This window comes from uncultured Ramlibacter sp. (genome assembly GCF_936925435.1).
Taxonomy (GTDB): Bacteria; Pseudomonadota; Gammaproteobacteria; order Burkholderiales; family Burkholderiaceae_C; genus Ramlibacter.
Genome location: NZ_CAKZHQ010000005.1, coordinates 24,724 through 46,180, shown reverse-complemented (window position 1 = coordinate 46,180; position 21,457 = coordinate 24,724). Strand labels below are relative to the sequence as shown.

The 21,457-nt window shown below is 65.6% G+C and carries 17 protein-coding genes; 15 read left to right on the top strand and 2 right to left on the bottom strand.

The genetic code is table 11. From position 1 onward, the window contains the following. Window positions 1–9: 9 nt before the first annotated feature. A complete protein-coding gene (locus Q0632_RS05580; RefSeq protein ID WP_298925476.1) occupies window positions 10–2,454 on the bottom strand; it encodes a penicillin-binding protein 1A in 2,445 nt (814 codons plus the stop codon). Window positions 2,455–2,723: 269 nt separating this feature from the next. Between Q0632_RS05580 and Q0632_RS05575 the strand changes: the two genes are divergently transcribed. From Q0632_RS05575 to Q0632_RS05515, 13 genes are all read left to right on the top strand, one after another. Continuing rightward, on the top strand, window positions 2,724–3,803 hold the full coding sequence (locus Q0632_RS05575; protein WP_298925473.1) for a pilus assembly protein PilM: 1,080 nt from the start codon (window positions 2,724–2,726) through the stop codon (window positions 3,801–3,803). Continuing rightward, entirely contained in the window at window positions 3,800–4,444 is a 645-nt protein-coding gene (locus Q0632_RS05570; protein WP_298925470.1) for a PilN domain-containing protein, read from the top strand. The genes Q0632_RS05575 and Q0632_RS05570 overlap by 4 nt, the downstream gene beginning before the upstream one ends. 3 nt (window positions 4,445–4,447) lie before the next feature. Then, window positions 4,448–5,119 (top strand): type 4a pilus biogenesis protein PilO, encoded by a 672-nt coding sequence (locus Q0632_RS05565; protein WP_298925464.1) that lies wholly within the window; start codon window positions 4,448–4,450, stop codon window positions 5,117–5,119. Then, window positions 5,116–5,661, top strand: coding sequence for a pilus assembly protein PilP (locus tag Q0632_RS05560; protein ID WP_298925461.1), 546 nt, complete (start codon window positions 5,116–5,118; stop codon window positions 5,659–5,661). Before Q0632_RS05565 ends, Q0632_RS05560 begins: the two co-directional genes overlap by 4 nt. Next, window positions 5,658–7,784, top strand: a complete 2,127-nt coding sequence (gene pilQ / locus Q0632_RS05555) for a type IV pilus secretin PilQ (RefSeq protein ID WP_298925458.1) — start codon at window positions 5,658–5,660, stop codon at window positions 7,782–7,784. The genes Q0632_RS05560 and pilQ overlap by 4 nt, the downstream gene beginning before the upstream one ends. A 56-nt stretch (window positions 7,785–7,840) precedes the next feature. Continuing rightward, window positions 7,841–9,400, top strand: a complete 1,560-nt coding sequence (locus tag Q0632_RS05550) for a hypothetical protein (protein ID WP_298925456.1) — start codon at window positions 7,841–7,843, stop codon at window positions 9,398–9,400. 52 nt (window positions 9,401–9,452) lie between these two features. Then, window positions 9,453–10,007, top strand: a complete 555-nt coding sequence (locus Q0632_RS05545; protein ID WP_298925454.1) for a shikimate kinase — start codon at window positions 9,453–9,455, stop codon at window positions 10,005–10,007. A gap of 33 nt (window positions 10,008–10,040) precedes the next feature. Further along, window positions 10,041–11,147 (top strand): 3-dehydroquinate synthase, encoded by a 1,107-nt coding sequence (aroB, locus tag Q0632_RS05540; protein ID WP_298925451.1) that lies wholly within the window; start codon window positions 10,041–10,043, stop codon window positions 11,145–11,147. Window positions 11,148–11,214: 67 nt separating this feature from the next. Beyond that, entirely contained in the window at window positions 11,215–12,345 is a 1,131-nt protein-coding gene (locus Q0632_RS05535; RefSeq protein WP_298925449.1) for a deoxyguanosinetriphosphate triphosphohydrolase, read from the top strand. After that, a complete protein-coding gene (locus Q0632_RS05530; protein WP_298925396.1) occupies window positions 12,345–13,547 on the top strand; it encodes a CynX/NimT family MFS transporter in 1,203 nt (400 codons plus the stop codon). Before Q0632_RS05535 ends, Q0632_RS05530 begins: the two co-directional genes overlap by 1 nt. Window positions 13,548–13,573: 26 nt before the next feature. After that, on the top strand, window positions 13,574–14,221 hold the full coding sequence (locus tag Q0632_RS05525) for a hypothetical protein (RefSeq protein WP_298925393.1): 648 nt from the start codon (window positions 13,574–13,576) through the stop codon (window positions 14,219–14,221). Between the two features lie 4 nt (window positions 14,222–14,225). Continuing rightward, window positions 14,226–14,780: a DUF1415 domain-containing protein gene (locus Q0632_RS05520; RefSeq protein ID WP_298925390.1), complete on the top strand. Its 555-nt coding sequence runs from the start codon at window positions 14,226–14,228 to the stop codon at window positions 14,778–14,780. Next, complete coding sequence (locus tag Q0632_RS05515; RefSeq protein WP_298925387.1) at window positions 14,777–15,613, top strand: SAM-dependent methyltransferase; 837 nt, start codon at window positions 14,777–14,779, stop codon at window positions 15,611–15,613. Before Q0632_RS05520 ends, Q0632_RS05515 begins: the two co-directional genes overlap by 4 nt. On the opposite strand, the gene Q0632_RS05510 is transcribed toward Q0632_RS05515, so the two are convergent. After that, complete coding sequence (locus Q0632_RS05510; RefSeq protein WP_298925384.1) at window positions 15,610–15,786, bottom strand: hypothetical protein; 177 nt, start codon at window positions 15,784–15,786, stop codon at window positions 15,610–15,612. The two genes, Q0632_RS05515 and Q0632_RS05510, sit on opposite strands and share 4 nt — an antisense overlap. 129 nt (window positions 15,787–15,915) lie before the next feature. Between Q0632_RS05510 and Q0632_RS05505 the strand changes: the two genes are divergently transcribed. Together Q0632_RS05505 and Q0632_RS05500 are read left to right on the top strand one after the other, a co-directional pair. Continuing rightward, window positions 15,916–16,611 carry a transposase gene (locus Q0632_RS05505; protein ID WP_298925381.1) on the top strand — a complete coding sequence of 232 codons (696 nt, stop codon included), beginning with the start codon at window positions 15,916–15,918 and terminating at the stop codon, window positions 16,609–16,611. A gap of 114 nt (window positions 16,612–16,725) precedes the next feature. After that, the gene (locus Q0632_RS05500) at window positions 16,726–21,450 is read left to right on the top strand and encodes a glutamate synthase-related protein (RefSeq protein WP_298925378.1); all 4,725 of its coding nucleotides are present in this window, start codon (window positions 16,726–16,728) and stop codon (window positions 21,448–21,450) included. Window positions 21,451–21,457 lie beyond the last annotated feature (7 nt).

Here is a 21,457-nt window from a genome sequence, read left to right as displayed (position 1 = left end):
GGGCCCTATTCAGTTCCTGAACAGGTCGAGGATGCTCTTGCGCTCCTCGGCCGGCGCCGCCGGCGCCCGGTTGGGCGGCAGGCCATCGGAATTTTGCAGGCTCTTGTCTTCCGGCACGCCCGGCGCGCTGGGCTCGCCGGGCGTCGTGCCCAGGCTGCCGACGCCGCCGCCGCGGGCGTATTCCTCGTAGAACCATTCACCGCCGACGTTGACCACGCCTTCGGGCGCGGAGGGCTCGCTCAGCGGCACGCCCTTGAGCGCGGTTTCCATGAAGTTGATCCACACCGGCAGTGACAGGCCGCCGCCGGTCTCGCGGTCGCCCAGCGACCGCGGTGCGTCATAGCCCATCCAGACGATGGCCACCAGGTTGGGCTGGAAGCCGTTGAACCAGGTGTCGATGGAGTCGTTGGTGGTGCCGGTCTTGCCGTACAGGTCGGTGCGCTTGAGGTCGCGCTGGGCGCGGGCCGCCGTGCCCGAGCGCGCCACCTCGTTGAGCAGGCGCTCCATGATGAAGGCGTTGCGCGCGTCGATCGCCCGCACCGACTCGTTGGGCAGCGGGGGCTGGCTTTCCACCAGCACCTTGCCCTTCTGGTCGGTGATCTTGGTGATCAGCCAGGGATTGACGCGGTAGCCGCCGTTGGCGAAGACCGCGTAGCCGGTGGCCATCTGCATGGGCGTGACCGAGCCGGCGCCCAGGGCCATGGTCAGGTAGGGCGGGTGCTTCTCGGCGTCGAAGCCGAAGCGGGCGATCCAGTCTTGCGCGTTCTGGGTGCCCACGGCCTGCAGCACGCGGATGGACACCATGTTCTTGGACTTGGCCAGCGCGTTGTGCAGCGGCATCGGGCCCTCGAACTTGCCGTCGTAGTTCTTCGGCTCCCAGGGCTGGCCGCCGGTGACGCCAGCATCGAAAAACAGCGGCGCGTCGTTGACGATGGTCGCGGGGGTGAAACCCTTTTCCAGCGCCGCCGAATAGATGAAGGGCTTGAAGCCCGACCCAGGCTGGCGCCAGGCCTGGGTCACATGGTTGAACTTGTTCTTGTTGAAGTCGAAGCCGCCGACCATGGCGGTGATGGCGCCGTCACGCGGGTCCAGAGCGACGAAAGCGCCCTCGACCTCGGGCAGCTGGGTGATCTCCCAGGTGTTCTTCGGTGTCCTGGCCACCCGGATCACCGCGCCGCGGCGGATCTTGATCTTGGGCGGGGCCTTGTCGGACAGGCCGGATTGCGCGGGCCGCAGGCCCTCGCCGGTGATTTCGAGCTGTTCGCTGTTCAGGCGCACGGCCAGGATGCGCTTGGGATTGGCTTCGAGCACCACGGCCGACATGACGTCGCCGTTGTCCGGGTGCTCCGCCAGGGCGTCGTCCACGGCCTCCTCGGCCTCCTTGGCGCCGGCCGGCAACTCGATGAACTCCTCCGGCCCGCGGTAGATCTGGCGGCGCTCATAGTCCATGATGCCCTTGCGCAGCGCCTTGTAGCCCGCGTCCTGCTGCACCGACTTGACGGTGGTGAAGACGTTCAGTCCGCGGGTGTAGGCCTCGTCACCGTACTGGGCGTAGACCAGCTGGCGCACGGTCTCGGCAACATACTCGGCGTGGATGCGGCTGGTGTTGGGCCCGGAACGCACATGCAGTTCCTCTTTTTTGGCGGTCTCGGCCTGGGCGGCGGTGATAAAGCCGTTGTCCTCCATGCGCTCGATGATGTAGAGCTGGCGCGTGCGGGCCCGGGTCGGGTTGATGATGGGGTTGAAGGCCGAGGGCGCCTTGGGCAGGCCGGCCAGCATGGCCGCCTCGGCGATGCTCAGGTCCTTCATGGGTTTGCCGAAGTAGGCCTCGGACGCGGCGGCAAAGCCGTAGGCGCGGTTGCCCAGGAAGATCTGGTTCATGTAGATCTCCAGGATCTGGTCCTTGGACAGCAGGTGTTCCAGCTTGAAGGTCAGCAGCACCTCATAGAGCTTGCGGGTGAAGGTCTTCTCGGACGACAGGTAGACATTGCGCGCCACCTGCATGGTGATGGTCGAGGCGCCCTGGCTCTTGACCCGTCCCAGGTTGGCCAGGGCCGCGCGCAGCATGCCGCGGTAGTCCACGCCGTTGTGCGAATAGAAGCGGGCGTCCTCGATGGCCAGCACCGCGTCCTTCATGACCTGGGGGATCTGGGCGATCGGGGTCAGGTTGCGCCGCTCCTCGCCGAATTCGCCGATCAGCACGCCGTCTGCAGAAAACACCCGCATCGGCAGCTTGGGCCGGTAATCGGACAGGTCGGAGATGTCGGGAAGATTGGGATAGGCCACGGCCAGGCCCACGCCCACAATGGTCAGGACAGCCAGCACTCCGGCCAGAGCCAGCCCGCCAGTCCACAACATGGCGCGCAGCAGGAAGCGCTGCCAGCCGGGGCGGCTTCCCCGCGCGGGGGTCTTGGACGTCTTGCCAGCATCGCCGGAGGAGGAATCAGTGGCCATATCAATCCGTGTAACGTCCTGAGGCCATTATAAAAATGGCATTCCGCCGCAAACGGCCGTTGCCGAAAAGAAACAAGCGTCCCGTGTGGAAGAGGTTGAAGCGACGGGCGGTGGCCTGGGCAGTATGGCAGGTCAGCGCGTCAGTTTTTGACAACGCTTGAGGGTCTCGAATTCGGAAAAATCCTTTGCTGACAAGGGTGTTACTGCTAGCATTGAAGTGAAACCTTAAGTTTGTTACGCCTTGAAATGTGGCGTTTCAGGAGACCGATTTGATCTCTTTGGGATCGTTGTTAAGCCGTCAACCGGCACCCCTGCTGGGGCTGGACATCAGTTCGTCCAGCGTCAAGCTGGTCGAACTGGGCCGTGACAAAGACGGCAACCTGGTCCTCGAACGCTGTGCGATCGAGCCGCTCGAGCGCGGCTGGATCACCGACGGCAACGTCGAAAAATTCGAGGAAGTGGCCGAGGCCATGCGGCGTGTCGTCAAGAAGAGCGGCACGCGCACCAAGAATGTGGCCATGGCGTTGCCGCCATCGGCGGTCATCACCAAGAAAATCATCCTGCCCGGGGGCATGACCGAGCAGGAGCTGGAGATCCAGGTCGAAACCGAGGCCAACCAGTACATCCCCTTTTCGCTGGACGAAGTGAGTCTGGACTTCTGCGTCATCGGTCCCAGCCCAACCTCGGCCGGCGATGTCGAAGTGCTGATCGCCGCGTCGCGCAAGGAAAAAGTGCAGGACCGCCAGGGCCTGGCCGAGGCCGCGGGGCTCAGGCCAGTCATCATCGACGTGGAATCCTATTCGTCGCGGCTGGCTGCCGGCCGGCTGATCCAGGCCCTGCCCAACCAGGGGCTGGACACCATGGTGGCGCTGTTCGAGGTGGGCGCGGTCACCACCAGCATGCAGGTCATCCGCAACGATGAAGTGCTGTACGACCGGGACCAGGCGTTCGGCGGCGCCCAGCTGACCCAGCTCATCGTGCGCCAGTACGGCTTTTCCGCCGAGGAGGCGGAGTCCAAGAAGCGCAGCGGCGACCTGCCAGAAGACTACGAGTCGGGCGTGCTCAAGCCCTTTGTGGAGAGCATGGCGCAGGAAGTGGCGCGTGCCCTGCAGTTTTTCTTCACCAGCACCCCACACAACCGGGTTGACCACATCCTGCTGGCGGGCGGCTCGGCCGCGCTGCCCGGCCTGAATGAGGCCGTAACGGCGCAGACCTCCTTTCCCTGCAGCCTGGCGGATCCTTTTGAGGGCATGCGCATCGGCGAGTCGGTCCGCGAGAAGAAGATGCGGCGCGAAGCCCCGTCCTACCTCACGTCCTGCGGCCTGGCGATGCGGAGGTTCCTGCAGTGATCCTGATCAACCTGCTGCCGCACCGTGAGGCGACGCGCAAGCGCAAGCGTGAGGCGTTTTACGCGACGCTGGGCTTTTCCGCCCTGATGGGCGGCGTGGTCGCCGGCGCCATTTTCCTGTGGTACACGGCCCAGATCGCCGACCAGCAAGGCAAGAACACCATACTGCAGACGGAGATCAAGCGGCTGGAAGGGCAGATCAAGGACATCGCGACGCTGCAGAGTGAAATCGCCGCTCTGCGGGCGCGCCAGCAGGCGGTGGAGGACCTGCAGGCTGATCGCAACATGCCGGTGCATCTGCTCAATGAGCTGGTGCGCCAGCTGCCCGACGGCGTCTACATCCAGAGCGTCAAGCAGGACAACCAGGTTGTGAGCATCCAGGGCGTGGCCCAGTCCAACGAGCGGGTGTCCGAACTGCTGCGCAACCTGGGCAATAACAGCCCCTGGCTGAGCCGTCCCGAGCTGGTCGAAATCGTTGCCGGGAACGTGACGCTCTCGCAGCGCGACCAGCGCAGGGTGGCGAACTTCCTGATCCGGGTGCGCCTGCTGCGCGCCAGCGAAGCACAGAAAGCGGCCGCGTCGGCCAGTGGCACCGTGCCGGCTGTGCCGGCGCCGGCTGCCTCCACTGCGGCAAAGACCTGACCTATGGCCACGCTGTCACTTCCCAAACTCAATTTCGCGCAGCTGCGCGAAAAAGTCCAGTCCCAGTTCCGGGGGCTCAATCCCAACGACCCGGCATCATGGCCGGTCATACCCAGACTCGCGCTGTGCCTGGCCTTGATGGCCGCCATCGTCGTCGCGCTCTGGTTCGTCTGGCTCAGCGGTTCGGCCGAAGAGCTGGAGGCAGAGCAGGCCAAGGAAGTCACCCTGCGCGAGGACTACAAGAAGAAGCTGGTGCAGGCGATCAACCTGGACGCGCTCAAGAAGCAGCGCGAGCAGGTCCAGCAATATGTGACGCAGCTGGAAAAGCAGTTGCCAAGCAAGGCCGAGATGGATGCCCTGCTGTCCGACATCAACCAGGCTGGCCTGGGCCGCAGCCTGTACTTCGACCTGTTCCGTCCCGGGCAGGTGGTGGTCAAGGAGTATTACGCCGAGCTGCCGATCTCCTTGCGTGTCACCGGCCGCTACCACGATGTCGGCGCTTTTGCTTCCGACATCGCCAACCTGTCGCGCATCGTTACGCTCAACAACCTGCAGGTCATGCCCGGCAAGGATGGGACCCTGGTGCTGGACGCCACGGCCAAGACCTTCCGCTATCTGGACAACGATGAAGTCGCGGCGCAGCGCAAGGCGGCAGCGCCGGGGAAGAAGAAATGACAGCGATCAAGGCCCTGGCCAGCATCGCGGCACTGGGATTCGTCCTGGCCGGTTGCGGCTCGTCCGAACAGGACGAACTCCAGCAGTGGATGGCGGAGGAGCGTGCCCAGACCAAGCCGCGTGTTCAGCCCATCCCCGAGCCCAAGAAATTCACGCCCCAGCCCTACACCGAACAGGCCGTCACGGACCCGTTCAGCAACCAGAAGCTGACGCAGGCGCTCAAGCGTGACTCCACCCAGGCGTCGTCGAACGCGGGGTTGATCGCACCCGAGTTGGCGCGGCGCAAGGAGCCGCTGGAGAGCTTTCCGCTCGATGCCATGGCCATGGTGGGCAGCCTGGCCAGGCAGGGGCAGCCGGTGGCGCTGGTGCGGGTCGACAACCTGCTCTACCAGGTGCGGCCGGGCAATTACCTGGGCCAGAACTACGGAAAGGTCACGAAGGTGGGGGAAACCCAAGTGGAATTGCGCGAAATTGTGCAGGATGCCGCTGGCGAGTGGATCGAACGGATGGCCACGCTGCAGCTGCAAGAGAGGTCAAAATGAACAAGCAAAAAATGATGGGCTGGCGGCGGGTGTTGGCATTCGTGGGTGCCATCGCCGCCTGCGGCCTGGCAATGCAGGCGCAGGCCCAGACGGTGGTGGAATCGGTCAGCAGCTCGATCCAGGGCGGCGCCGAGGTGGTGCGCATCGATTTTTCGCAGCCTCTCACGGCTGTGCCGGCGGGTTTCTCGATCCAGGCGCCAGCCCGGATCGCACTGGACATTCCGGGGGCCTCCAACGGGCTGGGCCGCTCCCAGGTCGAGATCAACCAGGGCAATCTGCGCTCGGTCAACGTGGTGCAGGCTGGTGAGCGTGCGCGTATCGTGCTCAACCTGAAGACCGCCACGGCGTACAAGGCACAGCTGCAAGGCAAATCGCTGCTGGTCCTGCTCGAGCCGGTGCCAGTGGCGGTCGCCCCGACCGCAGGCCAGCAGGCTTTCGCGGAGAACCGCAACCGTGACACCCTGCCGATCCGCGACCTGGATTTCCGGCGCGGCACTGACAGTGCCGGGCGCGTGATCGTCGATCTGCCGAACAACCAGGTGGGCGTGGACATCCGCCAGCAGGGCCAGACCCTGGTGGTCGAATTCCTCAAGTCCACGCTGCCCGAGGGGCTGCGCCGGCGGCTGGACGTGTCCGATTTCGGCACGCCGGTGCAGACGGTCACCACCTTCCAGGCCGGCGACCGCGTGCGCGTGGTCATCGAGCCCAAGGGTCCCTGGGAACACTCGGCCTACCAGAGCGACAACCAGTTCGTGGTCGAGGTGCGCCAACAGAAGGTCGACTCGGCCAAGCTCACGCAGGGGCCGGGATTCGCCGGCGAGAAGCTCTCGCTGAACTTCCAGAACATCGAGGTGCGGGCCCTGTTGCAGGTCATCGCTGACTTCACCAACTTCAACATCGTCACCTCGGATTCGGTGAGTGGCGCGGTGACGCTGCGCCTGAAGGACGTCCCCTGGGACCAGGCGCTGGACATCATCATGCAGGCCAAGGGGCTGGGCGTGCGCAAGACCGGCAATGTGCTGTGGATCGCGCCCAAGGACGAGATCGCCGCCAAGGAAAAGCTGGACCTGGAGTCGCGGGTGGCCATCCAGAGCATCGAACAGGTGCGCACCCAGGCTTTCCAGCTCAATTACGCCAAGGCGGCGGACGTGGCGGCGCAGATCGGCGCGGGCACCGGCCTTGCGCGCCTGATGAGCGCGCGCGGCAGCGCCATTGCCGAGAACCGCACCAACCAGCTGTTCGTGACCGACATCGGCTCCAAGCTGGAGCAGATCCAGGACCTGATCACCAAGCTCGACGTCGCAGTGCGCCAGGTGCTGATCGAAGCGCGCATCGTGGAAGCCTCCGACACCTTCGGCCGCTCGCTGGGTGTGCGACTGGGCGGTAGCGACCTGCGCGGCGTCCGTGGCGGCGATCCCGGCTACTCCGTGGGCAGCAACACCAACCGGCTCGCCTTGGGCGGCAGTTATGACGCTGTGTCAGGCACCACGCTGGAAAGCGACACCCAACTGACGACGACCAACACTTCGTTCATCAACTTGCCGGCGGTCGGCGTGGGCGGCTTCACGCCCTCCAGCTTCGCGATCTCGCTGTTCAGTTCTGCTGCCAACCGCTTCCTGAACCTGGAACTGTCGGCGCTGGAAGCCGACGGCCGCGGCAAGCTGGTGTCCAGCCCGCGCATCGTCACTGCGGACCAGACCAAGGCCTTGATCGAGCAGGGCACGGAGTTCCCCTACCAGCAGGCCACCTCCAGTGGTGCCACTGCGGTGTCGTTCCGCAAGGCAACGCTCAAGCTGGAGGTCACGCCCCAGATCACGCCCGAAGGCAACATCATCCTGGACCTGGATGTCAGCAAGGACAGCCGCGGCGAGACGACGGCGGCCGGCATTGCGATCAACACCAAGCACATCAAGACGCAGGTGCTGGTCGAGAACGGCGGCACCGTCGTGATCGGCGGCATCTTCGAGCTGACGGAAAATGAGAATGAGACCAAGGTGCCGATGCTCGGCGACCTGCCCTACATGGGCAACCTGTTCAAGAACAGGCAGCGTGTTTCCAACAAACAGGAAATGCTGATTTTCATCACGCCCAAGATGATTGCCGACCGCGGCGCGGCGCGTTGATGGACAGGCCATAGAGCCGGTTTGAAGTTGAAACCAGAATGGGAATGGAAACGAGGATGAACATGATTCGATACCTGGGAGCGATCCTCTTGGCGGTGCTGTTGACCGCTTGCGGTGGCGGCGGCGGAAGCCCCGGCGCCACGACGGGTGGCGGGGGCGATTCCTCCACTGGAGGGGGCACGCAGACCACGACAGTGGGTAGCTTGTCGATTGATGTCGTCAGTGGCGCAGGCGTGTCGACCAACTCGATCTCGGCAGTCGAGATCGCGCAGGCACGGGTTCTTCTCAAGGACGGTAAAGGAGCTCCGGTGCCGGGGGTCGTTGTGACCTTTAGTGAGGTTGGCGGTCCTTTGCTGGCATTCGCGCCGTTGTCGGCAACGGCCCTGACAGATAGCGGTGGCGCCGCAACGATCGAAGTACGCGCTGCAAGCACGTCGGGCGTCGGCGCGACAACCGTGGCTGCGTCATCCGCAATCGCGGGCACTACGCTGACCGCGCAAAAGGCTATTGCCATCTCCAGTGCGCCGAGTACCGGCACGCCGGTTGATCCTCAGACGCTGGCCAATGCGCTGAACTTCCTGGACGTCAATCCGGCGGATCGCTCGATTGTCTTGGCGGGTTCCGGTGGCAGCGGGCGATCGGAGTCTGCAACACTGCGTTTCCGGGTGGTCGACACCAACAACACCCCGGTGAAAGGCGTCAGGGTCGCCTTCACGGCAGCGCCCGCGAATGACGTGACTTTGAATATCCCCACTGCCACGAGCGATGCGGAAGGCGTTGTAGTTACCACAGTATCCTCAAAGACAGTCGCCACGGCTGTTGTGATTCGGGCGGCTGTAGCGAAGCCGAACGGAACGACCATCACCTCCCAATCGGATCAGTTGCTGGTGACGACGGGAGTTTCGACGCAGGCGGGTTTCGACCTCTCGGCGACCAAATACAACCTCAACAACCAGATCACGGGGGACAGCAGCGATATTACGGTGCGAATCGTCGATCGCAATGGCAATCCGGTGGCGGACGGCGTGCCGGTTGTTTTCACGAGCGACTACGGGCGCGTGGGATCCTCGTCGCGCGGTGGTTGCACGACAGTGAACGGGCAGTGCCTTGTGACCTTCATGGTGCAGGATCCGCGGCCTGCCGATGGCGTGCCCACGAGCGTGACAGGCTCGACCCGGTTGGCGGATGGCACCGCGATCAGCAGTGTCATCCAGCTCCAGTTGTCCAGCCCCGGCTTGTACGATCTCTTTACGGCATCGACAGGCGGCACGGCCATCACCGCGCTCAACCTGGGCTCGAGTTGCAAGGCAGGGGTATCTTTCTTTGTCGGCACGCCTGCGGGTTCTCCCGCTACGGCTGGAACGACGATTGGGGTGACCGCCATCACTTCGGGCGTGACGGCGAGCGTCAAGACGGGCTCTCCAATTGCAGACCAGCTGAGTAGGCCCGCCCGGCGGACGCTTGCAAGTATTGAAGTGGATGTCTCTGCTATCACCGGAGCGACTGCCTGCGATCCCGCCGGTGCCGGAACTCAAACCGCAACCGTTGAGGTGAAGTTCACGTCGGGAACCATCACCAAAACGCTCCCTCTGAACGTCACGTACAGATCGAGCTGACCGACGCCCGAATGGCAAACCCGTTTCATGATGTGTGCGGACTTGGGTTCCAATGCCAAAGGAGCATGAAGGCGGGCGGGCTGGACTGGTTGCGCTCGTCGGCCTGCCTGGCTCCGGTAAATCCACCGTCGGCCGCCAGCTGGGCCGGCGGCTGGGCTTGCCTTTCAACGATTCAGACCATGTGATCGAGCAGCGTATCGGCTGCTCGATCCGTGACTATTTCGACCGCGAGGGCGAACAGGCTTTCCGTGACGTCGAGGAAGCCGTGGTCCATGACCTGACGGCCGGGCCGGCCGGCGTGCTGGCCACCGGCGGCGGGGCCGTGCTGCGCGAGGCCAACCGCCTGCGATTGCGCGAAGCGGGCCATGTGGTCTACCTGCGCTCCGCACCGGACGAGATTTTCCGCCGCCTGCGCCACGACACGGCGCGGCCGCTGCTGCAGGTGGGCGATCCCCTGGAGCGGCTGCGCGCACTGCACGCGCAGCGTGATCCGCTGTACCGCGAGACTGCGCACTTCGTCATCGAGACCGGCCGCCCCTCTGTGGCCACCCTGGTCAACATGATCACCATGCAACTCGAATTGGCGGGGCTGCTACCGCTGCGCTGAAGCCGCCCGCTTGTGGCCCTTAAACTCGGGGCCATGTCCTTTGCGCCCGCGTCCACCGCCCTGCACCAGGTCCGCATCGACCTGGGTGACCGCAGCTATGCCATTGCCATCGGCAGCGGCCTGCTCGATGCGCCCGCCACCTGGCAGGCCATGCCGGCCGCGCAGACGGCGCTGATCGTCAGCAACACCACCGTCGCCCCCCTGTATGCGCAGCGCCTGGCGCAAGCCCTGGCCAGCCGCTACCGCCAGGTCCATCAGGTGGTCCTGCCCGATGGTGAGGTGCACAAGGAGTGGCAGACCCTGAACCTGGTGTTCGACGCGCTGCTGGCCAAGGGCTGCGACCGCAAGACCGTGCTCTATGCGCTGGGCGGCGGCGTGGTGGGCGACATGACCGGCTTCGCGGCCGCCTGCTACATGCGTGGCGTGCCCTTCGTGCAGGTGCCCACCACCTTGCTGGCCCAGGTCGACTCCTCGGTGGGCGGCAAGACGGCGATCAACCACCCCCTGGGCAAGAACATGGTGGGCGCCTTCTACCAGCCGCAGCTGGTGGTCTGCGACCTGGACACCCTGGCCACGCTGCCGGCACGCGAACTCAGCGCCGGCCTGGCCGAGATCATCAAGTACGGGCCGATCGCCGACCTGGACTTCCTGGACTGGATCGAGGCCAACATCGACGCGCTGCTGGCGCGCAAGGCCGGCGCGCTGGCCCATGCGGTGCGGCGCAGCTGCGAGATCAAGGCCTGGGTGGTGGGCCAGGACGAGCGCGAAGCCGGGCTGCGCGCCATTCTCAACTTCGGCCACACCTTCGGCCACGCCATCGAGTCGGGGCTGGGCTACGGCCAGTGGCTGCACGGCGAGGCGGTGGGCTGCGGCATGGTGATGGCCTTGCAGCTGTCGCAGCGGCTGGGCCTGGTCGATCCGGCCTTCGTGGCGCGCGTCACCGCGCTGATCGCGCGCGCTGGCCTGCCCATTACCGGGCCGAAGCTGGGCGCCGAGCGCTATCTCGAGCTGATGCGAGTGGACAAAAAGGCCGAGGCCGGCGAGATCCGCTTTGTCCTCATCGACGGACGGGGGAAAGCGTCCCTGCGCGCCGCGCCGGATGCGCTGGTGCGCGAAGTGCTCGCCCATTGCTGCCCTTGATTGCTATCGTATTGATAGCTTCTTGAGCGCCACACAACCGGGCCGCAGCCTGATTTGATTGCCAACAATGCGTCTGGCCCCCTACGCCTGTGATCCCGCCGCATCGCGCGGCCGCCGCCACCCCGAACAGTCGGCACCGACCCGCACCGACTACCAGCGCGACCGCGACCGCATCGTCCATTCCACCGCCTTCCGGCGCCTGGTCTACAAGACCCAGGTCTTCCTCAACCACGAAGGCGACCTGTTCCGCACCCGGCTGACCCATTCGCTGGAGGTGGCGCAGCTGGGCCGCTCCATCGCCCGCTCGCTGCGGCTGAGCGAGGACCTGGTCGAAGCCATTGCCCTGGCCCACGACCTGGGCCACACACCTTTCGGCCACGCCGGCCAGGATGCGCTCAACGATTGCATGGCGCAGCACGGTGGTTTCGAGCACAACCTGCAAAGCCTGCGGGTGGTGGACGAGCTGGAGGAGCGCTATCCGGATTTCGACGGCCTGAACCTGACCTTCGAGGCCCGCGAAGGCATTCTCAAACATTGTTCGCGGGCCAATGCGCAGCGCCTGGAAGCCGCCGAGCCGGGCGGGGTGGGGCGGCGCTTCCTGGAGCGCTCCCAGCCCAGCCTGGAAGCCCAGTTGTGCAACCTGGCCGACGAGATCGCCTACAACGCGCACGACATCGATGACGGCGTGCGCTCGGGCCTGATCACGCTGGAGCAGTTGCAGCAGGTCGAGCTCTTCGAGCAGTTCCGGGGCCAGGCCCTGGCCGAGCACCCGCAGTTGCAGGGCCGGCGCGTGCTGTACGAAACCATCCGCCGCATGCTCAGTGCCCAGGTCTACGACGTGATCGAGGCGACGGCCGCGGCCGTCCAGGCCTCCGGTGCGCAAACCGCCGACGCCGCACGCGCCGCCGGCCCGCTGGTGGCCTTCAGCGAGTCCATGCGCGAGCGTTCAACCCACCTCAAAAGCTTTCTGCTGCGCAACCTGTATCGCCATGGCCAGGTCATGCAGACCATGGACCAGGCCAAGCAGATCGTGCGCGAGCTGTTCGATGCCTATCTGGCCGAGCCGGCGCAGATGCAGGTGGGCTTTGCCGCGCGGGCCGAGCGGCCGCGCGCCGTGGCCGACTACATCGCCGGCATGACGGACCGCTTCGCCGCCCGCGAGCACGAGCGGCTGACTGGCCGCCGGCTGCTGGCCTGATGCGCCGCCTGGATCCCTCTTTGCTTGTCATCCTCGGCGGCGTCAGCGCCGCCCTGCACGTGGGCAAGTTGCCCCCGGCCTTGCCGGCCCTGCAGCAGGCGCTGGGCATCAGCCTGCTCGAGGCCGGCTTTCTGCTGTCCATGGTGCAACTGGCGGGGATGCTGCTGGGCCTGGCCGTGGGCCTTGCAGCCGACACCCTGGGCCTGCGCCGCACCATGGTGACGGGCCTGCTGCTGCTGTCGGCCGCCAGCGCGCTGGGCGGCTGGGCCCGTGACGCCAGCAGCCTGTTGGCGCTGCGTGCGGTCGAGGGCTTGGGCTTCCTGCTAGCGTCGATGCCGGCGCCCAGCCTGATCCGCCGGCTGGTCGCGCCCGAGCGCCTGAACGCGAGCCTGGGGCTGTGGGGCGCCTACATGCCCCTGGGCACGGCAGGCGCGCTGCTGGCCGGGCCCAGCCTGATTGCCTGGGCGGGATGGCCGGCCTGGTGGTGGCTGCTGGCCACGCAGTCGCTGGCGATGGCGGTGTGGCTACTGCTGGCCGTCCCGGCCGACGCCGCCGGCAGGCCGTTGGCGGCGCCGGCCGGCTGGCCGCAGCGTCTGCGCCAGACCCTGGCGGCGCGCGGTCCCTGGCTTGTCGCCCTGAGTTTTGCCGTCTATTCCGGCCAGTGGCTGGCCGTCATCGGCTTCCTGCCCTCGATCTATGCGCAGGCCGGACTGGCGGGGGCTGCGGCGGGTGCGGCCACGGCGCTGGCAGCGGCCGTCAACATCGTTGGCAACGTGGCCTCCGGCCGCCTGCTGCAGCGCGGTGTCGCGCCGCAGCACCTGCTGGGAGCGGGCTTCGCGGCGATGGGTCTGGGCGCCTGCCTGGCCTTTGCACCCGCTGGCCACTGGAACTCGTCGGTCGGTATCGCCGCGCAGTACGCTGGCGTGCTGCTGTTTTCCATGCTGGGCGGCATGATTCCCGGCACGTTGTTCTCGCTGGCCGTGCGGCTGGCTCCGGGGCCTCAGACCGTCTCGACCACCGTGGGCTGGATGCAGCAATGGTCGTCCATCGGCCAGTTCGCCGGGCCGCCCCTGGTGGCCTGGGCCGCCATCCTGGCCGGCGGCTGGCAGTGGAGCTGGCTGGTCACGGGCGCCTGCGCCCTGGCAGGTTTGGGACTGGCCGCCATGCTCGGCGCGTTGTTGCGCCGCGCGGAGCAGACCTAGAATCGGACCTGATCCGGAGCCGCAACTTGAGTTTCCTCAACCAGCTGAAATCCCAGGCCAACGCGCTGCAAAGCCGAGAAGGCCAGCAGCGTGCCGACCTCGAACAGCACACCGCCCAGACCGAGCAGGCATGCCGTTCCATCCTGCACTACCTGCAGGACCTGGCCCGCCAGCTCAAAGTGATCGCGCCGGCTGCACCGCACCTGACGCTGGACGGCAAGACTCCCTGGCCGGCGATGAAGCTGGTGGCCTTTCGTGTCGACGCTCGCAAGAAGATGCTCCGGGACAAGGAAGTGTTCGACTACATCGCCATGGGCTGGCAGATCGTGCCGCAGGTGGGGCAGCCGGCGGGCGGCAGCGTCAGCGTCAACTTTCCGCCCGACCTGGAGCGGGTGGAGTCGCGCCTGGCGCTGGGCGGCGTCAAGCACGAGCGCAAGGAACTGCGTCATCCCGAAAAAAACACTTTGCAGGCCCTGCGCTTCGACTACATCACCGAGAGCCGCGGCAATGTGACGGTCAAGCCGGAACACGACGAGGGCCTGCTGGCCTTCCGGTTGGTCAATCTCGAGGGCTTCGGGGTCGTCAACACCAGCTGGCCGGCCAGCCGGATCCACAGCGACACGCTGGACGAACTGGCCAAGCTGGTCGTGTCGCAGCCCAGCCGCTTTGTCTGAATCCATGGATGCCGCACAGTGCCAGCGCGTGATTGACGACACGCGTGGCTGGCTGGAGCGAGCTGTCATCGGCCTGAACCTCTGCCCGTTTGCCAAGGCCGTGCATGCCAAGGGCCAGATCCACTATGCGGTGAGCCAAGCCGGGTCGCCGGCAGAACTGCTCGACGACCTGGCGCTGGAGCTCGACGCGCTGGTCGCTGCCGACAGCGCGCAGCGCGACACCACGCTGCTGATGGCGCCGCAGTGCCTGCAGGATTTCCTGGACTTCAACGACCTGACCGTCCGGGCCGAGCGCCTGCTGGCGCGGCGTGGCCTGGAAGGCGAGGTCCAGCTGGCCAGCTTCCATCCGCACTACCAGTTTGCCGGCACGCCAGCGGACGACATCGGCAACTTCACGAACCGCGCGCCATACCCGACCCTGCATCTGCTGCGCGAAGCCAGCATCGACCGCGCCGTGCAGGCCTTTCCCCAGGCCGAGGCGATCTACGAAACCAACATTGAGACCTTGCGTGCTCTGGGCCCGCAGGGCTGGGCGGCGCTCAAGGTTGGCCCCACATGAAATCCACCGAACCCGACATCCGGCCCGGGCAGTCGACCGAACTGCTCAAGGAACTGCACATCCTGACGCGCGACGGCAAGATGAACCAGGACTCGCGCCGCAAGCTCAAGCAGGTCTACCACCTCTACCAGTTCATCGAGAAGCTGCTGCTGGAGATGCCGGCATCGGCCGATGGCCCGACGCTGGCCGACCATGGGGCGGGCAAGTCCTACCTGGGCTTCATCCTCCACGACCTGTACTTCAAACCACTGGGCAGGGGCCACATCTACGGCATCGAGACCCGGGGCGAATTGGTGCAGCGCTCGCGCGAACTTGCGCAGCGATTGGGCTTCGAGGGGATGTCGTTTCTGAACATCGCGGCCGCTGATGCAGCCGATGCGGAGGCCCTGCCCGAGCGCTTCGACGTGGTGACGGCCCTGCATGCGTGCGACACCGCGACCGATGACGCCATCGCTTTCGGCCTGCGCAAGCAGGCGCGCTGCATGGTGCTGGTTCCCTGTTGCCAGGCAGAAGTCGCCAGCTGCCTGCGCCAGGACAAGGCGCTGTCGCTGGCACGCACGCCGCTGGCGGAGCTGTGGCGCCATCCGCTGCACACGCGCGAAATGGGCAGTCAGCTGACCAATGTGCTGCGCTGCCTCTACCTGGAAGCGCAGGGTTACCAGGTGACGGTGACGGAGTTGGTAGGCTGGGAACACAGCATGAAGAATGAGCTGATCCTCGCCCGCCGCACCGGGCAAGCCAAGCGCAGCGCCGCCGAACGCCTGCGGGCGGTACTGGCCCAGTTTGGTCTGCAAGGCCTGGAGGCCCTGCGGTACCCGGGCCTGCCGGCCTAGTTTTGGGGCGGATCCTTCGCGCGCGTCTTGCTGACGGCGCTGAAGATGCCGATGCCAAGGATCACGAGCCCGCCGATCCCGATATAGAGCTGCGGCACGCCCGCAACCACGGCGGCCCAGACCAGACCGGCCATGAAGATGATGAAGCCAATCATGTAGAGCGCAAATGACATAGCGGACTCCGCTGTGGATGTGCCTGCATTGTTCGCAGCAGCGGCGCTCCGGCCCTGTCGTCCCTGATGACGACTTGGCGTCGGATAACTCCTAATTGGGGTCAGATTCCAATTTATGATGGCCTGGCCATGGCTCGCCTCCCACGTCTGACAGTTCCCGGCTACCCGCACCACATCATCCAGCGCGGCAACAACCGCCAACCGATCTTTGCGTCGACCGCGGATTACGAGATGCTGTTGTCGCTGCTGGACGAGCACGCGCGCGCGCAGAAGGTCGCGCTGCACGCCTATGTGCTGATGAGCAATCACTTCCACCTGCTGGCCACCCCCGAGACTGCGGAAGGCATTCCGCAAATGATGCAGGCGGTCGGTCGGCGCTATGTCCGTTATTTCAACCAGCGGCAGGCGCGCACGGGCACGCTCTGGGAAGGGCGCTACAAGTCGACGCTGCTCCAGGCCGAGCGCTACCTGCTGGCCTGCATGGCCTACATCGATCTCAATCCGGTGCGCGCAGGGATGGTGGCCGATCCGTCCGCTTACCCATGGTCCAGCCATGCCCATTACACCGGGCGTGTCACAGACAAACTGCTGACGCCGCATCCGCTGTACTGGGAGTTGGGCAACACGCCCTTTTCCAGGGACGCAGCCTATGCGGACCTGGTGCGTTCGGGCGTCAGTTCAGACCAGCAGCGCGCGCTCACCGAATCAGCCTTGCGGGGCTGGGCCTTGGGTGAGCCAGATTACGTGGCTGATTTGCAGAAGCGGACGGCGCGGCGCATCGTCAAAACCACGCCGGGACGGCCAGTTAAATCTGTCCCTAATTAATTCCGTATCTTTTTCATCGGGCATTAATTGGAATCTGACCCCATTTAATCTGCTTGGCATTGTTGTTGCAGTGCACTATGCTCCCAGTCCCGCGATTTAGAACAGGAGTGCGCCATGACGACGGCTGCCGAAATTTCCCATTTGCAAGAGCACGGCCTGTATTCGGGCAACAACGAGCATGACGCCTGCGGCGTCGGCTTTGTGGCCCACATCAAGGGCGAGAAAAGCCATGCCATCGTCCAGCAGGGTCTGAAGATCCTGGAAAACCTGGACCACCGCGGCGCGGTGGGCGCGGACAAGCTGATGGGCGACGGCGCTGGCATCCTGATCCAGTTGCCCGATGCCTTGTACCGCGAGGAAATGGCCAAGCAGGGCGTGACCCTGCCGCCGCCCGGCGAATACGGCGTGGGCATGATCTTCCTGCCTAAGGAGCATGCCTCCCGCCTGGCCTGCGAGCAGGAGATGGAGCGCGCCATCAAGGCCGAGGGCCAGGTGCTGCTGGGCTGGCGCGATGTACCGGTCAACCGCGACATGCCGATGTCGCCCACGGTGCGCAAGAAGGAACCCATCCTGCGCCAGATCTTCATCGGCCGCGGCGACGACGTCATCGTGCAGGACGCGCTGGAGCGCAAGCTGTACGTGATCCGCAAGACCGCCAGCGCCGCCATCCAGAACCTCAAGCTCAAGCACAGCAAGGAATACTACGTTCCCAGCATGTCCAGCCGCACCGTGGTCTACAAGGGCCTGCTGCTGGCCGACCAGGTGGGCACCTATTTCCTGGACTTGCAGGATGCGCGCTGCGTCTCGGCCCTGGGCCTGGTGCACCAGCGCTTTTCCACCAACACCTTCCCCGAGTGGCCGCTGGCCCACCCCTACCGCTATGTCGCCCACAACGGCGAGATCAATACGGTCAAGGGCAATTACAACTGGATGAAGGCGCGCGAAGGCGTGATGTCCTCGCCGGTGCTGGGCCCGGACCTGCAGAAGCTCTACCCCATCAGCTTCGCCGGCCAGTCCGACACCGCCACCTTCGACAACTGCCTGGAACTGCTGACGATGGCCGGCTATCCCATCAGCCAGGCCGTGATGATGATGATTCCCGAGCCCTGGGAGCAGCACACCACGATGGACGAGCGCCGCAAGGCCTTCTACGAATACCACGCCGCCATGCTCGAGCCCTGGGACGGCCCGGCCTCCATCGTCTTCACCGACGGCCGCCAGATTGGCGCCACGCTGGACCGCAACGGCCTGCGTCCTTCGCGTTACTGCATCACCGATGACGACCTGGTGATCATGGGTTCCGAGTCCGGTGTGTTGCCGGTGCCGGAGAACAAGATCGTGCGCAAGTGGCGCCTGCAGCCGGGCAAGATGTTCCTGATCGACCTGGAACAGGGCCGCATGATCGACGACGAGGAGCTCAAGTCCAACCTCGCCAACAGCAAGCCCTACAAGCAGTGGATCGAGAACCTGCGCATCAAGCTCGATGACTTGTCCGACACCTCGGGCAAGGCGCCCACCAGCGCGGTGGAACTGCTGGACCGCCAGCAGGCCTTCGGCTACACCCAGGAAGACATCAAGTTCCTGATGTCGCCCATGGCCCAGGCCGGCGAAGAAGGCATTGGCTCCATGGGCAACGACAGCCCGCTGGCCGTGCTCTCGTCCAAGGACAAGCCGCTGTACAACTACTTCAAGCAGTTGTTTGCCCAGGTGACCAACCCGCCGATCGACCCGATCCGCGAGGCCATCGTGATGTCGCTGGTGACCTTTGTCGGTCCCAAGCCCAACCTGCTGGACATCAACCAGGTCAATCCGCCGATGCGGCTGGAAGTGAGCCAGCCCATCCTCGACTTCGCCGACATGGCGAAGCTGCGCGACATCGAGAAGCACACGCAGAACAAGTTCCGCAGCTACACGCTGGACATCACCTACCCCCTGGCCTGGGGCCATGAGGGCGTGGAAGCCAAGCTGGCTTCGCTCAATGCCGAGGCGGTCGATGCCATCAAGAGCGGCAAGAACATCCTGATCATCAGCGACCGCGAAGTCGGCCCCGAGAAGGTCGCCATCCCGGCGCTGCTGGCACTGTCGTCCATCCACCAGCACCTGGTGCGCGAGGGCCTGCGCACCACGGCCGGCCTGGTGGTGGAAACCGGCACGGCACGCGAGGTACACCACTTCGGCGTGCTGGCCGGCTACGGCGCCGAGGCCGTCCATCCCTACCTGGCGATGGAAACCCTGCTGTCCATCCACAAGGACCTGCCGGGCGATCTGTCGGCCGACAAGGCCATCTACAACTACGTCAAGGCGATCGGCAAGGGCCTGTCCAAGATCATGTCCAAGATGGGCGTGAGCACGTACATGTCCTACTGCGGTGCCCAGCTGTTCGAGGCCATCGGCCTGAACACCGACACCATCGACAAGTACTTCACCGGCACCCCCAGCCGCATCGAAGGCATCGGCGTGTTCGAGATCGCCCAGGAAGCCATCCGCATGCACAAGGCGGCCTTCGGTGACGACCCGGTGCTGGAGAACATGCTCGACGCCGGCGGCGAATACGCCTGGCGCGTGCGCGGCGAAGAGCACATGTGGACGCCCGACGCCATTGCCAAGCTGCAGCACAGCACGCGCGCCAACAACTTCAACACCTACAAGGAATACGCGCAACTGATCAACGACCAGAGCCGCCGTCACATGACGTTGCGCGGCCTGTTCGAGTTCAGGGTCGATCCCGCCAAGGCCATTCCCATCGACGAGGTCGAGCCGGCCAAGGAGATCGTCAAGCGCTTCGCCACCGGCGCCATGTCGCTGGGCTCGATCTCCACCGAAGCCCACGCCACGCTGGCCATCGCCATGAACCGCATCGGCGGCAAGAGCAATACCGGCGAAGGCGGCGAGGACCCGGCGCGCTACCGCCAGGAGCTCAAGGGCATCCCGATCAAGCAGGGCCAGACCATGGCCCAGATCATCGGCAGCGATGTGGTCGAGGTCGACATCCCCATGCAGGCGGGCGACTCGCTGCGCTCCAAGATCAAGCAGGTCGCGTCCGGGCGCTTTGGCGTGACGGCGGAGTACCTGTCCTCGGCCGACCAGATCCAGATCAAGATGGCCCAGGGCGCCAAGCCGGGCGAGGGCGGCCAGTTGCCCGGCGGCAAGGTCTCCAAGTACATCGGCAAGCTGCGCTACTCGGTGCCGGGCGTCGGCCTGATCTCGCCGCCGCCGCACCACGACATCTATTCGATCGAGGATCTGGCCCAGCTGATCCACGACCTGAAGAACGTCGCGCCCCATGCTTCGATCAGCACCAAGCTGGTCAGCGAAATCGGCGTGGGCACCATCGCCGCCGGCGTCACCAAGTGCAAGAGCGACCACATCGTGATCGCCGGCCATGACGGCGGCACCGGCGCCTCGCCCTGGTCGTCGATCAAGCATGCCGGCTCGCCCTGGGAAATCGGCCTGGCCGAGACCCAGCAGACCCTGGTGCTCAACCGCCTGCGCGGCCGTGTGCGCGTGCAAGCCGACGGCCAGATGAAGACCGGCCGCGACGTCGCCATCGGCGCGCTGCTGGGGGCCGACGAGTTCGGCTTCGCCACCGCGCCGCTGGTGGTCGAGGGCTGCATCATGATGCGCAAGTGCCACCTGAACACCTGCCCGGTGGGCGTGGCCACGCAGGACCCGGTGCTGCGCAAGAAGTTCACCGGCAAGCCCGAGCACGTCGTCAACTTCTTCTTCTTCATCGCCGAGGAAGTGCGCCAAATCATGGCGCAGCTGGGCATCCGCACCTTCAACGAGCTGATCGGCCGCGCCGACCTGCTGGACATGAAGAAGGGTATCGAGCACTGGAAGGCCCGCGGCCTGGACTTTGGCCGCCTGTTCGCCCAGCCGCAGGTGCCTGCCGACGTGCCGCGCTACCACGTGGAAAACCAGGAGCACGGCCTGGAGAACAACCTGGACACCCGCCTGATCGAGAAGTCGCGCGCGGCCATCGACAAGGGCGAGAAGGTGCAGTTCATCGAGGTGGCGCGCAATGTCAACCGCACCGTCGGCGCCAAGCTGTCGGGCGCGGTGACCAAGGCCCATCCCGAAGGCCTGCCCGACGACAGCATCCGCATCCAGCTCGAAGGCACGGGCGGCCAGTCCTTCGGCGCCTTCCTGGCGCGCGGCATCACGCTGTACCTGATCGGCGACGCCAACGACTACACCGGCAAGGGCCTGTCCGGCGGCCGTATCGTCGTGCGGCCCAGCATCGACTTCCGCGGCGCGGCCACCGAGAACATCATCATCGGCAACACCGCGCTGTACGGCGCGACCACCGGCGAGGCCTTCTTCTCCGGCGTGGCCGGCGAGCGCTTCGCGGTGCGCCTGTCGGGCGCCACCGCAGTGGTCGAGGGCACGGGTGACCACGGCTGCGAGTACATGACGGGCGGCACGGCGGTGGTGCTGGGCAAGACCGGCCGCAACTTCGCCGCCGGCATGTCCGGCGGCATCGCCTACGTCTACGACGAGGACGGCAGCTTCGCCAGCCGCTGCAACACCTCCATGGTGTCGCTGGAGCAGGTCGGCACGGCCGCCGAGCAGAAGGGCGCCAAGACCCGTCTGCACAAGGACACGGCCGATGAGGTGCTGCTCAAGAAGCTGCTGGAGGAGCACAACCGCTGGACCGGCAGCAAGCGCGCGCGCGAACTGCTGGACAACTGGGCCACGGCGCGCGGCAAGTTCGTCAAGGTCTTCCCCAACGAATACAAGCGTGCGCTGGCGGAAATGTACGAGCGCGAGCTGGAGCAGGCCAGCGCCGGCACCAACGCCGAAGTTGCGATGAAGCACGAGCCCGTGGCGGCCAAGTAAGAAGAGG

Bases quoted from the DNA above. Each gene is read 5' to 3' on its own strand.
- Q0632_RS05500 (WP_298925378.1), top strand. From the start codon at position 16,726: ATGACGACGGCTGCCGAAATTTCCCATTTGCAAGAGCACGGCCTGTAT.
- Q0632_RS05510 (WP_298925384.1), bottom strand. From the start codon at position 15,786: ATGTCATTTGCGCTCTACATGATTGGCTTCATCATCTTCATGGCCGGT.
- aroB (WP_298925451.1), top strand. From the start codon at position 10,041: ATGTCCTTTGCGCCCGCGTCCACCGCCCTGCACCAGGTCCGCATCGAC.
- Q0632_RS05515 (WP_298925387.1), top strand. From the start codon at position 14,777: ATGAAATCCACCGAACCCGACATCCGGCCCGGGCAGTCGACCGAACTG.
- Q0632_RS05580 (WP_298925476.1), bottom strand. From the start codon at position 2,454: ATGGCCACTGATTCCTCCTCCGGCGATGCTGGCAAGACGTCCAAGACC.
- Q0632_RS05520 (WP_298925390.1), top strand. From the start codon at position 14,226: ATGGATGCCGCACAGTGCCAGCGCGTGATTGACGACACGCGTGGCTGG.
- Q0632_RS05505 (WP_298925381.1), top strand. From the start codon at position 15,916: ATGGCTCGCCTCCCACGTCTGACAGTTCCCGGCTACCCGCACCACATC.
- pilQ (WP_298925458.1), top strand. From the start codon at position 5,658: ATGAACAAGCAAAAAATGATGGGCTGGCGGCGGGTGTTGGCATTCGTG.
- Q0632_RS05545 (WP_298925454.1), top strand. From the start codon at position 9,453: ATGCCAAAGGAGCATGAAGGCGGGCGGGCTGGACTGGTTGCGCTCGTC.
- Q0632_RS05535 (WP_298925449.1), top strand. From the start codon at position 11,215: ATGCGTCTGGCCCCCTACGCCTGTGATCCCGCCGCATCGCGCGGCCGC.
- Q0632_RS05565 (WP_298925464.1), top strand. From the start codon at position 4,448: ATGGCCACGCTGTCACTTCCCAAACTCAATTTCGCGCAGCTGCGCGAA.
- Q0632_RS05550 (WP_298925456.1), top strand. From the start codon at position 7,841: ATGAACATGATTCGATACCTGGGAGCGATCCTCTTGGCGGTGCTGTTG.
- Q0632_RS05560 (WP_298925461.1), top strand. From the start codon at position 5,116: ATGACAGCGATCAAGGCCCTGGCCAGCATCGCGGCACTGGGATTCGTC.
- Q0632_RS05530 (WP_298925396.1), top strand. From the start codon at position 12,345: ATGCGCCGCCTGGATCCCTCTTTGCTTGTCATCCTCGGCGGCGTCAGC.